The organism is Bacillus sp. Root131 (assembly GCF_001429475.1).
Classification (GTDB): domain Bacteria; phylum Bacillota; class Bacilli; order Bacillales; family Bacillaceae_G; genus Bacillus_A; species Bacillus_A thuringiensis_S.
This window is the reverse complement of record NZ_LMJQ01000023.1, coordinates 272505-287068: the sequence shown is the minus strand read 5'-3', so window position 1 is coordinate 287068 and position 14564 is coordinate 272505. Positions and strand designations below refer to the sequence as shown.

The following is a 14564-nucleotide window of genomic DNA, read 5'->3' as shown; positions in this document are numbered from 1 at the left end:
TCACCTCTTCCTTTCTACAGTCTAGGCATCTACTCTGTAAGCATTCTCGATTTGAGAAGTTACGCTAGATGTTCTATCCTTTAGACTCGCTTTCAATGAAGCTGTTTTATCGTTTCTTGGGTTAACATTATTTATATTCTTTGTTACCTTATCAGTAAGTTGTTTCATTTCAGACTGTTTGATACCATCGTTCTTTAACTGTACAGAATAAGACTCAACTGCATCATAGACTAACTTCGCAACCTCTAAAGTTACAAGGTCATTACTATCGTTCATACTTAATACTTCTTTGATATTTGCCCAGTATTTTGAGTATAACTTACCGTCTGATGCTTCTTGCATGTTTAATACGATGTCTCGTTGGAACTTACCAATCTCAGAGAAGATTCTAGCTGTTTTACTATTTCTAGAACCGTATTTCACCGCATCATCAAACCATTTGATAGGAGTCGTGACTCTTGTTACAGAGAAATCTTCATGACCTCCGTCTTTGCCGTTATTGTCGTCTGTATAGTAGTACCAGTACAATTTACCAATCTCAAATGCTAAGTCTCCATACCCCTCTTGCTTCTGTAAATCTAGTAAATTCGGATTTACAACCTTCAATAGTTCCTTTTCCTCTTCCATTGTAAACTTTGCATCTAGTTTATATTGGTTGATTAATAGGTTATAAGCTTCCACCTTTGTTGGTTTATACCCAATTGCTTCTATTGTTACTTGCGGGTTTTGAGATACTTCGGCTTGTTGATATGTACGCTCATACTTGTCTTTTACTTCCATTGCATTTGCGTAATACCCTACCCCACTTCCTAGTAAACATAGAACTGCTAATGTACCAGTTGTCATAATCGTTCGGAACTGACTTTTCAGTTTGCTTCTATACCCTTCATCCAATTCAGAATAATTATCTAAATCATATAAAAGTTCAGCGGTGTTTTGATATCGGTGTGAAGGGTTATTGGCAGTCATCTTTAAGATAATCTTTTCAAACCCTTGACTTAGGTTTGGATTCCATTGTGTAATCGGCTTGATTTCCTCAGGCGTCTTAACAGGACTATGACCAGTTACAAGGTGATACAATGTCATACCTAATGCATAAATATCACTTCGCTCATCAAATGTAGGGTTTGTACCGTATTGCTCAGGTGCGGCATAACCTTTCGTTCCTAAAGCGGTTGTTTTATCACTTGATTCATTCGCTAACTCACGACTGATACCAAAGTCAAACAACTTAATTGTACCACTTGGTTGAATCATAATGTTTCCTGGCTTCATATCACGATAAATGATAGGTTTTGGTCTACCATGTAAGTAACCTAATACTGTAGCTAATTGCTTTGCATATTTGATTACTTTATCTTGTTTGATTGAACCCTCTGCTGTTAGCTTCTCTAACAGAGTTTGACCTTCAATGTAGTCCATGATAATAAAGATACGTTCTGGTGTTTCTATAATGTCAACAATACGTGGTAAGAATTGGTGTTCTAATTCTTTCATCAAGTTTGCTTCCATTAGAATAGACCTGTACTCAATCTTACCTAATTTTGTATTGGACTTTACAATCTCTTTAATTGCCCATTGCTTGTTTAACCTAGAGTCTATTGATAGGTATACGGTAGCCATACCGCCTTGACCTATTTGTTTTAATATTTCATACTTACCTTCGATAACGTCTCCTACTCGTAATGTCATGACTTAGGTCTCCTTTCTATAGATTAAAAATTTCACTACTTATATACAAACGTCTCTTCTACGCCTATTGGTTATACAATTTGTCTTCCTTAATTATTAACGGTAGATAATACGTATCACTCCCTCGGTCTGCTTCGATATCGTAATCCTTTACTACCCCTAAGTACTCTATAACTTCGTAACTACCTTTTAGGATAAGCTGAATCTTGTATACATCATCTAAGTTTAGTCTTGCAAACTGTTTGAGTGGGTCGTCTAATACTTTCATTGGTTTTGAATTATAAAGTACTCTTGCTCCTTTTACGAAATCTTTCAAAGCATCTACAGATACATCAAGTAGCATAGAGTCTACTCCTTCTTTTAACAGTTGAGCATTATTAAATAGGCTTCTACCCCTTTCACTGATTCGTATTGTATTTCCAATTACCTCAAAACGAATACCAGTTTTAACTGTACCTACATGAAAGACATCTAAATACTTATTGTTTACCCCATTTGGATTACAGAAGAACAAAGAATATTTAATATCGTTTAATGTAAAGTTAGAATCCTTTAATTGGTCTACCTTTGCTGATATTTTCATTTTTGTATGGTAGATTTCTTCTATTCCAAACGCTTCTTTTAATCCTTCAAAGAATAATCTAAAGTCTAGTAAGCCAATAGCCTGTTTATTCTCTATCATTTTTAATAAATCATTTCTGCTTTCCATCTTTATCCCTCCAAACGTAGTATAAGGGTTAGGTATTAAACCTAACCCTGTATCTTCTATTTACTTACTTCTGTTCCATGCTCCTTTATACTGTTCAATGATAGACTCTACAAACATTTGAGGTGTTGCGTCTTCATATAAACCTTGCATACTCATTGGATTTTCTGTTAAGTCTCTCCTTACATTCAAGTAAGTTTTACCATTAATAGGACTTGTAGCTAACTCAATTGTAGTTGTGATATCATGTAAACCGTTAATGTCAGGTGCATTTCCTACCCCTCCGTGTACGTGATATGCGTTTTGCATTGTACCATACTCTTCTCCTACTTGTTTATGTAGATACAATTCGCTGTTCCACTTATTAATTTCAAATAAATCTCTCTTACTAAATACTTGTTCTTCTAACTGTTCCAAGATGTTATAGAAATCAACTTCACCTTCTTCTTGGTTTAACGGCTTTTCTCCCCAGTCAGGAGACTGTATGAAAGTAGAAAGATAAGTTAATGCTTCTTGTTTACTTACTTCAACACGTTTAGACTTTCCAAAAGGACTTGTTAAAATACTAAAAATTACATCCTCATCTACTGTATTATAGTTTACTTGAATACGTTGATAGTTTGCACTTACAGTGGATTTATCATTTACTAATAACATGTACACATTAGTGCTTCCATCTTTTAGAGGTTTTGTTACGAAATTAAATGATGAACCATTCTTATTAAACCAACCTGCTGATACCTGTTTAATAAAATCTAACTCGTTTTGCTTATCCATACTACCTATCACCTTATCTTTCTCTCTCTAGTATTTTCCTTTAACTTATAATACTATTATATCATAAAGTTCCTTATTTGTCAAATAAACTCATGAAAAAGATTTCATGTAAAAAAGGTAAGCTAGGACTCTAAATTAATAGTCTTAACTTACCTTTATATTAGTTCTTTGTATACAGAATTGTTACTTTCTCATCTATATGGAATAACTGTAATGTGTTTCTATCTAAGTTCTTTACTTGATAAGATGAGTAAATTGGTCTTTCTAACTTTACTTCTTGACCATTTTGTGTTCCTTTTTCAACTACCAACATTAATTGATGGGAAGCTACGTCTGCTTGGTATGTTCCTGTTAGATAGTTATCTTTGTTTGGATAAGAACCATTTGCGTATGATTCGAATGTTTTATCACCCTTTAATACGAGTGTAGTTTTTACTCCGTTACCGTAGTCAATACCCCAATTTCCGATAACTTCTGTACCGTCTTTATAGTTATTTTGTACATTTTTAAACTTGGCTGAATCTTCATCATTTGTATCAATCTTTCCTGTAAAGATTCCAGTTTTAGCTTTGCTATCATATTGTTTTGATTGACTTGAACTTCCCAACGTAGTTGATTGTGTAGGTGTACTTGAACTACTGGAAGAACTTGAAGAACTACTAGATGTTCCTCCACCGTTTACTTGTTTCTCTAACTTTTCAAATACTGGGTTCCAATGTGACCTTGCTTCTTCCATTGCACGGTCTGACTTTTCAATACTTGTTTTAACTGATTCATCTGATGCGTTACTATTTGATAAAAGCTTTTCTATCTCACCAAATGACTCTCTTAAACTCTTAACTGCTTTTAATACTTCTTTGTGGTCTTCTTTATATTTAGAAGGTGCATCTAAATGTTCTAATTTATCGAATATTTTATTGATGTCTTTTAAGGCTTCAATTAGTTCTTTCTTAGATTTACTACCTTTATTGTAATCTTTTAAAGACTCTTGGTAATAATCTAATCGTCTCTTTGCATCTTTTTCTATGTCTAGCATTAATTGTGGATAATCCTCTTCTAAAACTCGAACCATTTGAACATCTTTACTGCTATCTTTCGAGTTAGCTGAATTTTTATCCTGTTCACTTGACTTTGCTTTCGTTGATTCTTGTTTTGGTTCTTCTTTCTTACTCGTTTCTACTGTAATACAACCACTCAATAACATAACTGGAATCGCTAATGTGACTAGTTTCTTTGCTTTCATTTCTCCTACCCCTTTAATATTCATTAGTATAATAAAACGAGTTACTTTTTATAAGCAACTCGTTACTACCCCTTTGTGACTTCATACTATTATAATTTTGTTTAATTTAAAAGAAATCGTCCTTTAGACCTTTTATAGTGTTTTACAAGTAATTTACTTTCCTTCAACTGCTTTTCGCAATGAGTTAGGATTCATAGAGTTCATATCAGAAAAGAAAGGTTCCCATATGTACATTGCCTTGTCTATTTCTTTTAATACCTTATCTACTTCTTCTTTTACCTTTTTCTTATCTTGACTAGAGTCTTCATAATTATCAACCGCTTTTTCTAAGTCAGGCATCTGTTTAACTAAGGCTTCATTTGCGTCTCTAATTTTGTACTCGTAATCTGAATACTTCTTAGGGATTTTAACCTCTAACATATCCGTTAAGTTTTTTCGAAGGCTTCTTACTGTATCTTTTGCGCTTCCTTCATAACCACCTTCTGCTAATGCGTTAGACTCTTTTGTTATCGTTTTTATGTAACTTTTATAGTTTACTAGCTCTCTAAACATAAAGTCTACATAATCAGTTGCGGAAACGTAAACAGAATCTCTAATTATTTTACTTTCTCCACTATCCTCTTTATCAGTTTCTTTCTCTTCTTTCTTACCTGATTTCTCTTCTTTCTTTTGTTCCTCTTCATATTCTAGTTGAGATAATGCACCTCTTAGTTGTGCTTCAATTTGCTCGTCACTATAATGAAGTCTTTCCATATCTTCTATCATTCTATCTGCCTTGAACTCTTTATCTACTTTTCTATATTCTGCTTGTGTTAATCCATATGTGTTTAGCGTACAACCTGTAAATAGTAGAACAGGTAGAGTTAACGCTATTAGTTTCTTTGCTTTCATTTCCTTATATCCCCTTATCGTGTTGTATGATTGTATGTATAATTACGAGTTACTCTTTTTCTTTACTTGTTCTTCCATTACCTTAGTAAATACCTTTTCAAAATCGTCTTTGTTTTCTTTTGCTAGTTGATAAATTGCTTCTTTCCACTGTGGTCTATCCATACCATCTAAGTGAGGTAAATTATTCGTAATCGCTATATTTACTTCGTTTACATCTTTACCTTTTGCTTCTAATATCGGTTTTATACCTTTTCTTGCATCTTCTACCCCTTCTAATATAAGTTTATGGTTAGCTTTATACTTATCAGGTACTTTTACATTCTCCATTCGGTCTAAAGCTTCATCCATAATACTTGCCGTTTCGAATATCTTGTTATACCTGTCATCACCCTTTTGTTTTGAACTTATACCTAGTATAATGTCATCCTTGTTAAAGCTAAACGTTACTAATTGCTCATACATGTAACTTGGATACTCTTTCTCGGATACTGTAGTTTTCAACATTGCTTTACTTGTTTCTTCTACTTTAGGCTTTGTGTCTTTTACTACCCCACAACCGAATAGTAACATAACTGGAACTGCTACACTAACTAATCGTTTCAATTTATTTTCCCCACATTTCTTTTGATTTCTGCAAGTCTACAGAATTTACTTTCTTCCTTGCTTCCTCTAACTTGTCTCCTGCTTCTTTCGTTTTCTCTTTACTTTCATCAATACCTTTTTGGTCTTTCTTTTCTATACTCTCTAATCTGTAGTTTATACTTGATTCATATAAATCTACTGCTTTCAGTACTTCCTTATGTGCTTCTTTGTAGTTCTTTGGAACTTCTAATTTCTTAATTTTAGAAATTGTAGTTTTGAATAACGCCAATCTTGTATTTAAATCCTCTTTACCTGTTTCGCTACTATCAAAGAAATACTTTTGTAGTTCAGTTACATCTATTTCTAATTGACTTGATAATCTGCTTATGTTGTTTGAATAGGATTGTTCTTCTTTCTTTGTTTCTTTCTCAATTGCATGAATTTCCTTTTCATTGTCCTTTGCAAATATCCAGTCTGCTGAACAACCTACATTTGATAATAGCATAACAGGTAAAGAAATTGCTAACACCTTACGTTTCATTTTAATACCCCTCTTCTTTCTACTTTGATACAATGACTGTTTATCTCTAAACTTTAACTTTATATACAAGGAAACTGGTAAGCTATTAACCTACCAGTCTACTTCGTATGTAGCTATTCAACTACGTATTTCAGTCTTAAATACCTTTAATCCACCATTTCCACCATGCTTTTTCTCTGTAATGCATTTTGCTTCACCTCCTTTTAGGTTTTACCTCTGCTTTACTTCATCATTTCCCATAAATTTCTCCACCATGCTTTATGTTTCATTTTGCTTCACCTCCCTTCAAGTTTACTAGGCTTATTTGATTTCTTGCATCATTTTATTTGCTTCATCTATCTTCTTTGAAGCTTTAATGATAGCATCATTGCCTATACTCATTAAGTTTCCGTCTTTCTGCTCGAATCCGTCTTTAATAGATAGCACCGACATATTAAGTAAACCCATAGCTGTTTCCATAGTGAGTTGTACATCTTTATACTTATCACTTGCGTTTAAGGCTTTTACTTTATCCCCAATAGCAAGTAAGTCTTTAGAAGCGGTTTCAAACTCTTTCTGCTTTTCTTCCACTGACTTCTTACTTGTCAGAATGTCACTCACTACTTTCGATTGTTCCGATAAATCTTTCATTAAGTATGCTAAGTTTTCTTTGTAGTCTTCTTTCTTATTCTGCTCAATAGAAACTTTCGGGTCTACTTGCTTTTCTTTTGCACTACAACCTACTCCAATACTTGTTACGAGTAACATTGGAATTGCTAAAGCTAACAACTTACGTTTCATAGTTATAATCCCCTTTATACTTTTATTTCTTTTTGTCTAATTCTTTTACTATCTTGTCTGCTGATTTAGAAGCCGACTCTAAATCTTTTCTAGATGTGTTTACTGCTTCTTTATCCTCGTCTTTTAATCCTATTTCTATCATATCTATCCCTGTTTTAGCTGTAAACATTGCTCTACCTACGTCTTTTTGTAATTGTGTATCTTCTTTCAATGCGTAATCTAAGTTTTCTATCTTCTCTATTAACTCAAAATACGGTTTCTTTAGTTCTTTTAACTTAACCGCCTTTTTATCCATTGACTTCCAACTATCTAAAGAGTCATCAATTTCTTCTGTTTGTTCCATGAATTCTTTTAGCAAATACGATGCATTCTTATTATAGTCTTCTTTCTTATTCTGTTTAATGGAAGCTTCCATTACTTCATCCTTCTTTTTATCCTTTGACTCACAACCTACCCCAGTTATTAATAACATTGGAATTGCTAAAGCTAACAATTTACGTTTCATACTATCATACCCCTTTGTTTATATTATTGAACTTCACTCATGTTTTGCTCATCTAATGCTCGTATTTCGTCTATTGCTTTACCAAACATTTCTAATCCTTCAAACATATAGTTTATGTTTGTAGTTACTTTATTTTCGTCTAATTCGTCTACCCCTTCAAGAATCTTATCAATTGATTTCTCGTAAATGATGAGTGACTTTTTCAGTTCTGTTTGTAAACCCTCATATTGCTCAGGTGCTTTGATGTCTTGTAACTTCTTAGATACTACTTTCACCTTATCAAACTGCTCTTTTACTTCTTGGTGGTTTGTAATAAGTGTTTGGTCTTTTTCAATAATAGGATTTACTTTTTGTACCTCTGTTGCAAAGTCTAACCCTTTATTATCTACTTCTTGTTGATATTCTTTTACTGTTTTCAGTTTAGCCTTATCTATTTTCTTGTCTTCTTTCGTTTGCTTCTCTAAGTCAGCCTTTTCTTCTTTCAACTTATCTAACTCTTTGTTTACTGTTTCCAAAGCTTTCTTATTGGCTTCCGCTTCTATGTTTGCCTTTTCTTCTTTCTTCTTCTCATCTTCCCCGTTTGAACAACCTACCCCTAATGCTAAAGTAAGTGGTAATACAACTGCTAACATTTTACGTTTCATTGACATAATCCCCTTTGTCTATTTACTTACCTGCTCGTCTAATCTCTTCTACTGTATTTTTGAGATACTTGAGTCCATCTAGTATGTCTCCCTTAGTAGACCTTGCTTTCTCTGTATTATCTCTTAGCAAATCATCAAATAGTTGGTCTATATTCATAACAATGATATCTGAATTTGTTTTCAGGTTTTCTTTGAATTGTGGATATTCTTTTGGTGGTTCAATTTCAGATAGTTTAATCGCTTGTTCTTTTACCTTACCGTATTGTGCTTTTAACTCAGCTTTGTTTGTCTTTAATTCCATATCTTTTTGTGTGATTGGAATCGTAGCTTCTAAATCAGTTTTAAACTGTTCAAACCCCTCATTTACCTTGTTTTGATACGCTACGAGTTCTTTCTTGTCTTCCGACATTGTACCAGTAGCCTGTCCCTTATCCGTTGCTTCTTTCTTTAATGTAGGGTTTTGGGCTAAGGCTTCTTTATCCATTTCCTCATCTACAACTTTCATAAACTTCCCTTTGTCTGCTTCTTCTTTCTTTGTTTCAGCATCTTTTAAACTATCAGTTTCTTTAACACTGTCTGCATTCTTATAATCTTCTACTTTTATACTATCAGTTTTACTTTCTTCTGAACTATCCTTAGAACATCCTACCCCTAATGCAAGTGTGATTGGTAAGGCTACTGCTAATACTTTACGTTTCATTGATGTTTGCTCCTTTATTATAGCCCTCTTATTTCGTCTAATACTTCTATAAACTTCTGTGATGCTCTTTCTCGTTGCGATGCATAGTCTACTGTAGATGATTCACTTGAACTCATCAAATAGCTAACAGATTCATTAACTGCAATAAAGTAATCACGAATTGCTACCTTCAGTTTGTCTTGGCTTTTCTTATATTTATCAGGTGCTTGTATGTCTTCTATTTTCTTTGTTAACATACGTAACTCAGATAAATCTCCTTGTACTTCTTTAAAGTCTCCACCTACAGAAGTTTTTCTAGATATTTCTAAGTATAGGTTTGACCACTCATCTGTCATTTTAAGTGTTTCTTTTTGATAGTTTGAAGAAGATGATGAGGACACTGTACCGCTAGAATCATTTTGAGAAACTTCTAAACTATCAGTCTCTTTTACTTGTGCTTCTTCCTTTGAACACCCTACCCCTCCTAGTAGCATGACTGGAATGGTTAAAGCGACTAATCTACGTTTCATTTCTTATTCTCCTTCTGTTGTTTCACTAGTTGTATTTTGTTGTTTCTTTTCTTCTAAACTCTTTTCAGTTGTACCAATCTCGTTACCTCTACGGATATCATTGATTGCACCCATTGATTTCTTGTATATTGCTAATCCGTCTTTTAGTTTACTTGTAGATAACGCTAACTCACTACTTGAAGGGTTATCAATATTGTCTAATTGAATTTGGAAAGATTCTGCATAATACCCCATTGCTCTTTTTAGTTTCTCATGTTGCGTCTTATACTTTTCATCAGGTTCCATATTGTTTAGTCTGTCGAACAAATCTGTAAACTCGTTAATTACCCCTATAAATTCTTCTTTATTCGAGAATAGAGTCATATCATCGCTTGTCAGTTTAGACATCTTTTTCATTATTGTTTCAAAGTCATTAGAGAAACCTATGACTTGGTCTATGTATGCCACTTTTTCTTCTTTACTTGCTACTGCAATCTTGTCTTCTTTCTTTGATTCCTCGTTACCGCATCCTCCTGCGAATAACATCATTGGCACTGCTAAACAAATTAAACTGCGTTTCATATTTTATAAAGTCCTCTCTTTTTGTATATCTAGTTTGTTTGAAAAATCTTGATAAATTTCCATAGAAAAACCTCCACCTTCAAACTACTTAATGGAGGTTCTGTTTGTATATTCCTTACTTGTCTTCTTCCCATGTATCAATGGCTTCTGAAACTTCTCCGCCACTTAACTTATCAATTTCTTCTAATCCTTTTATGTAGTCTTCTGCTGAATCCATTACAGTTTGTTTACCTGTTTTAAAATCAGCACTTTCTACATCTACTATTCCTTGCTCTACTAAATCCAAACCTTTATCTAAACTGATAATTGAATCTAAAAGTTTAGCATGTACTTCCTTATACTTTTTAGGTGGTTCAATAGATTTAAATACATTTATAGAAGTTTTTAAGCTATGTATCTCAGACTTAAATTCCATATCAACTGAATTAAGAGATTCATCTAACTGTAGTAACTTGTTTGCTGATTTATTTGCTTCCTCTAAATCTACCATAAAATTTACGAGATAGTCTATATACATAACGGTTGTTACGGTTTGATGGCTTTTTGGTATCTCTTTCTTCTCGATAGCCTTACCGCTATATACTTGTACGCAACCTCCACCAACTAACATAAGTGGAAGTGCGATACTAAGTATTTTACGTTTAAACATGCTTTAAAACCCACTTTCAGATTTACTCTTCGTCTTCATCTTCCTCATCTTCGTCTTCGATGATATCGTCTTCGTCTTCCTCATCATACTCTAATTCAGGCTCTAAATCATCATCTTCGTCTTCAATGATATCATCTTCGTCCTCTAATTCCTCATCTTCGTCTTCTTCAAAATCAGCTTCGTCTTCTGAATCATCATCTTCATCATCTAATTCTTCGTCCTCGTCTTCTTCAGAATCAGCTTCGTCTTCATCTTCATCATCCGTGTCTACTAAACCACTCTCATCATCATCTTCGTCTAGGATTTCCTCATCCTCGTCTTCTGAATCTTCATCCTCGTCATCCAAATCTTCATCTTCGTCTTCTATTTCCTCATCCTCGTCATCTAATTCTTCATCTTCCTCTTCGAAATCATCATCTTCGTCTTCTAAATCTTCATCCTCGTCTTCTTCAAGTTCCTCGTCTTCCTCCTCTTCATCTTCGTCCTCTATTTCCTCTTCTTCCTCATCTTCATCTTCAATAAGTTCCTCTTCTTCGTCATCATCGTCTTCCGGCTCATGAGTGAACTCTTCCTCTTCCTCATCAATTAATTCTTCTTCCTCGTCATCAGAGTCTACCTTTGGTTCAAAATCGTCTTCCTCGAACTGAAATTCCTTTGCTACCCCTTTACGAGATTTTTCTTTCGCTTCTAACGTTTCTCCTTCTTTCACGTTACCGTTTTCATCAAATTTACCAAATAATTCTTCGATTTTCATATACTCATAAACTCCTTTATGTGTTAGTTAAATTTTTATATCGTTACTACTTTATTTAAGCCGTTTATTGTGGCTTTTGAACCGTTAGACGGAAATCATTTACGTAAATCTCAGTTCCATTCTTCGCTTCTTTATACTTTTCATCTATGATAGTCATTTGTGCTTCTAGGTTGTCTATCAAGTGAATAATGTAAGAATAGATTGTTCTTGGACGTTCTTCGTATTGACCATGATGTTGCGTTATGATAGATATTAGATTGTAATAGAATAACGTGTCATACTTTTCGATAATGAAGTTTTTATGCTCCATAATCATTTCTGCACCTAAGAAACGATGAGTTGCAATTGCAATGTCTGTATATAATCCATTTTTCAGTTCTAAAATCTTACCTATATCGTGAAGCAATACCCCTGTATACATTAAATCAACACCGTTTGAATCTAACCCAAAGTTTTTGTGTTGAACCATTACTAAGTCTAATATTTCCATCATCTTAGTTGTATGATGTAATAACCCAACTGGTTCAGCATCATGCATATGCATACCTGCAAACTCAGTTGCGAAACGGTTTGCTATATCACCTTTTAATATAGCACCTACTACTAGTAAAGCGTCTGGTGTAACTCTGTTTCTAAGAATCTGATTTACTTTACCGTTTAACTCTCTTGCATTTAAATTCACAGTCATAAAATCTGTTTCATTGAAGTTTTCTTGCTTTGGAAATCTAAGTTCTGTAATACTCATTGAAAATAGACCGTTAAATACGTTTCCAGTTGCTTCAAACTCAATAAAGAAACTACTTCCCACCTTTGCAACTGCTTGTTCCATCATATTCATGAGTTTATCATCCCAAATACGATAGGCTACCTTTTCACCGCCTTTTACGTAACAATCACCCATACCATAAAAACCTGTTTTATTCTTTTTGGGTGCTTGTTTATAACCGTGAACCCATACTACCCCACTTATTGACTCTTTATCCAACTTTTGCATTTCTTCTACTCTTACCACTTGTTAGCCCTCCCCTTCCTATTTTAGATACAGGAAAACCAACTGACGTTAGTTTTCCCAAATTTCTTAAAATTATACATATAAGTTTAACAGTTTCATCAGTTAGTAGATTTGTGTTCTACAAATACTGATGTAATATTATCTGTTTCACCTTCTGCAATTGCAAACTGGAATAAATCATTTAGTGATACATGCTTATTATTCAAGTCCACTAACTGTCTATCCTCTAAACTATGCCAAAAACCGTCTGAACATAATACTAGGCTTGAATCTTTATAATCAAAAGTGTTTGTATCAATCTTTACCCCTGCTTTGATTCCTACTGCACGTAGTATAACGTTTCGTTGATGGTGAGTTTTCGCTTCTTCCTCTGTAATGTCTCCATCTTTAATATACTTGTTTACTAAAGTATGGTCTTCAGTCAATCTATTTACTTGACCGTCTTTGATTTGATAAATCCTAGAGTCTCCTACGTGCCATAAATACCCCTTATCAGCTAACAAGACACATGATACAGTTGTACCACCTTTTTTACCTTTTGCCATGTTTATATTAAGAAGCTGTTTGTTTGACATCGTAATTGACATTGTAATAGCCCTTTTTAACTCAGCTATCGTTTCATACTCTTCATTTGCGAAGGTTTCTTCTAGGTTCTGACAAACAGTTCGACTTGCATTCTCACCATCATCTAAACCACCCATACCGTCACATACAACGATTAATGCTATTTCTTCTCCTTGGAATTCACCTACTAAGAATACTAAGTTATCCTCATTTGTTTCCCTTACTACTCCTATATCGGTGAACGGTACGACTTCAAACATGTTTACACCTCTTTTATTTCGTGTTTATGCTTAGTTCCATCTAGGATAGCCCATTTTTCCTCTGACTGTATCTTTCTCAAAGGTGTCTGTATCACTAAAAGCTATCCACCAACCATCTTCTACTAAAGAAGCTTTTGTTCTTTTTGCAATTTCCAAAGGGTCATACTCTCGCAAACCTAGTTGCTTTAATAATTTCTTACAGTCTTCTCGTTCTTTTGGGAAAATACGCCATTCAATAAAGTTTACGATATCACCTAAAGGGATTCTTTTTACCCCTTGTGGAAATAACTCTCTTGGAATGATATAGACACTTGGTAGATGGTTTTCTAATACCAATTCGTGTCTATTATTTACAACTTCTTGATGTGCGATTTGAATATTATCAAACATTAATCGAATCATCGTCTATACCTCCATTACCTTACCAATATAACGCATTCTCCATTTTAAATACTTTACTATAGCGTTTGCTCTATCCTCAGGTAGTAAACTAAGAATAGGAGTTATGTCTTGAATAATTGCTGTATATAATGCATCTAAGTTTAACTTAGGAAATATCTTTTGGTCTACTAATTTAATTTGTTTCTGATGAGTTGTTCTAAATGGTTTTGCTCTATCTAACTTGTTAAAATGACTAGCAAGTTTTAAATCTTTATCGTCTACCCAAGATAGTAAACTTGCTCCATTATCAAAGATAGGTGCTAACCTCTCTTCACCTGTTAGTACATCTACTATGATGTCTATATTATATAAATGACGGTCTTCATTGCCTGTAAGAGCATCGAATACTAACATTTTATATAAAGGTAAAGATGGTAGCACTTGTTTGTATTGTGTAAAAGCATCATCTTTCGTTACCCCAAATCTATCAATTAAGTACCTTTGTAAAGGTCGCATAGTTTGTTGTGGTAACGTAAGTTTCTTACAAATAGAAACATGATTAATACCATGAACATCTAACTCAGGAAAGTATTGCTTTGGTAGTAACATATAGTTTATATGTTCAAAACCTAGTCTTCTTGCAATCAGAGTAGCCATTGCTTCCGAATAAGGGTCGTAAGTATGACCACTTACCATGTTTGGATGAAAGTTACCCTTTACCAAGAACACATCACCGTTTATGTTATACCAACCCTTAGGTAAATTACCCCTTGATGTTGTAGAGTCAACTAATTGAAGTAATTCTATTTTCAT

Annotated in this window: 19 protein-coding genes; all 19 read right to left on the bottom strand. The window is 33.8% G+C overall.

Annotation, left to right across the window (positions count from 1 at the left end):
- Positions 1 to 21: 21 nt before the first annotated feature.
- Complete coding sequence (locus tag ASE54_RS26200; protein WP_000175465.1) at positions 22 to 1692, bottom strand: serine/threonine-protein kinase; 1671 nt, start codon at positions 1690 to 1692, stop codon at positions 22 to 24.
- A gap of 64 nt (positions 1693 to 1756) precedes the next feature.
- Positions 1757 to 2401, bottom strand: a complete 645-nt coding sequence (locus tag ASE54_RS26195; RefSeq protein ID WP_000445891.1) for a hypothetical protein — start codon at positions 2399 to 2401, stop codon at positions 1757 to 1759.
- Positions 2402 to 2461: 60 nt separating this feature from the next.
- Positions 2462 to 3175 (bottom strand): hypothetical protein, encoded by a 714-nt coding sequence (locus ASE54_RS26190; protein ID WP_000360816.1) that lies wholly within the window; start codon positions 3173 to 3175, stop codon positions 2462 to 2464.
- A 160-nt stretch (positions 3176 to 3335) separates the two neighbouring features.
- On the bottom strand, positions 3336 to 4418 hold the full coding sequence (locus ASE54_RS26185; RefSeq protein ID WP_000644865.1) for a DUF3994 domain-containing protein: 1083 nt from the start codon (positions 4416 to 4418) through the stop codon (positions 3336 to 3338).
- A gap of 153 nt (positions 4419 to 4571) precedes the next feature.
- Entirely contained in the window at positions 4572 to 5309 is a 738-nt protein-coding gene (locus ASE54_RS26180) for a hypothetical protein (RefSeq protein WP_000644807.1), read from the bottom strand.
- A gap of 42 nt (positions 5310 to 5351) precedes the next feature.
- Complete coding sequence (locus ASE54_RS26175) at positions 5352 to 5879, bottom strand: hypothetical protein (RefSeq protein WP_043333180.1); 528 nt, start codon at positions 5877 to 5879, stop codon at positions 5352 to 5354.
- 34 nt (positions 5880 to 5913) lie between these two features.
- Positions 5914 to 6432 (bottom strand): hypothetical protein, encoded by a 519-nt coding sequence (locus ASE54_RS26170; protein WP_003255420.1) that lies wholly within the window; start codon positions 6430 to 6432, stop codon positions 5914 to 5916.
- A 300-nt stretch (positions 6433 to 6732) separates the two neighbouring features.
- The gene (locus tag ASE54_RS26165; protein ID WP_000823697.1) at positions 6733 to 7212 is read right to left on the bottom strand and encodes a hypothetical protein; all 480 of its coding nucleotides are present in this window, start codon (positions 7210 to 7212) and stop codon (positions 6733 to 6735) included.
- Between the two features lie 22 nt (positions 7213 to 7234).
- Positions 7235 to 7717, bottom strand: a complete 483-nt coding sequence (locus ASE54_RS26160; RefSeq protein ID WP_000823696.1) for a hypothetical protein — start codon at positions 7715 to 7717, stop codon at positions 7235 to 7237.
- 23 nt (positions 7718 to 7740) lie between these two features.
- Positions 7741 to 8361: a hypothetical protein gene (locus tag ASE54_RS26155; protein WP_000823845.1), complete on the bottom strand. Its 621-nt coding sequence runs from the start codon at positions 8359 to 8361 to the stop codon at positions 7741 to 7743.
- A 22-nt stretch (positions 8362 to 8383) separates the two neighbouring features.
- Positions 8384 to 9061, bottom strand: coding sequence for a hypothetical protein (locus ASE54_RS26150; RefSeq protein WP_000824419.1), 678 nt, complete (start codon positions 9059 to 9061; stop codon positions 8384 to 8386).
- A gap of 17 nt (positions 9062 to 9078) precedes the next feature.
- Positions 9079 to 9570, bottom strand: a complete 492-nt coding sequence (locus tag ASE54_RS26145; protein WP_000830179.1) for a hypothetical protein — start codon at positions 9568 to 9570, stop codon at positions 9079 to 9081.
- Between the two features lie 3 nt (positions 9571 to 9573).
- On the bottom strand, positions 9574 to 10131 hold the full coding sequence (locus ASE54_RS26140) for a hypothetical protein (protein WP_000830697.1): 558 nt from the start codon (positions 10129 to 10131) through the stop codon (positions 9574 to 9576).
- Positions 10132 to 10246: 115 nt separating this feature from the next.
- Positions 10247 to 10780 carry a DUF6376 family protein gene (locus ASE54_RS26135; RefSeq protein ID WP_000476432.1) on the bottom strand — a complete coding sequence of 178 codons (534 nt, stop codon included), beginning with the start codon at positions 10778 to 10780 and terminating at the stop codon, positions 10247 to 10249.
- 22 nt (positions 10781 to 10802) lie between these two features.
- Positions 10803 to 11534, bottom strand: coding sequence for a hypothetical protein (locus ASE54_RS36565; protein ID WP_000687428.1), 732 nt, complete (start codon positions 11532 to 11534; stop codon positions 10803 to 10805).
- Positions 11535 to 11598: 64 nt separating this feature from the next.
- Positions 11599 to 12546 carry an HD domain-containing protein gene (locus tag ASE54_RS26125; protein WP_000252699.1) on the bottom strand — a complete coding sequence of 316 codons (948 nt, stop codon included), beginning with the start codon at positions 12544 to 12546 and terminating at the stop codon, positions 11599 to 11601.
- 98 nt (positions 12547 to 12644) lie between these two features.
- Positions 12645 to 13370, bottom strand: a complete 726-nt coding sequence (locus ASE54_RS26120) for a protein phosphatase 2C domain-containing protein (protein ID WP_000464419.1) — start codon at positions 13368 to 13370, stop codon at positions 12645 to 12647.
- Positions 13371 to 13400: 30 nt separating this feature from the next.
- Positions 13401 to 13772 carry a hypothetical protein gene (locus ASE54_RS26115; protein ID WP_000620357.1) on the bottom strand — a complete coding sequence of 124 codons (372 nt, stop codon included), beginning with the start codon at positions 13770 to 13772 and terminating at the stop codon, positions 13401 to 13403.
- 3 nt (positions 13773 to 13775) lie between these two features.
- Positions 13776 to 14564: a hypothetical protein gene (locus tag ASE54_RS26110; RefSeq protein ID WP_000687689.1), complete on the bottom strand. Its 789-nt coding sequence runs from the start codon at positions 14562 to 14564 to the stop codon at positions 13776 to 13778.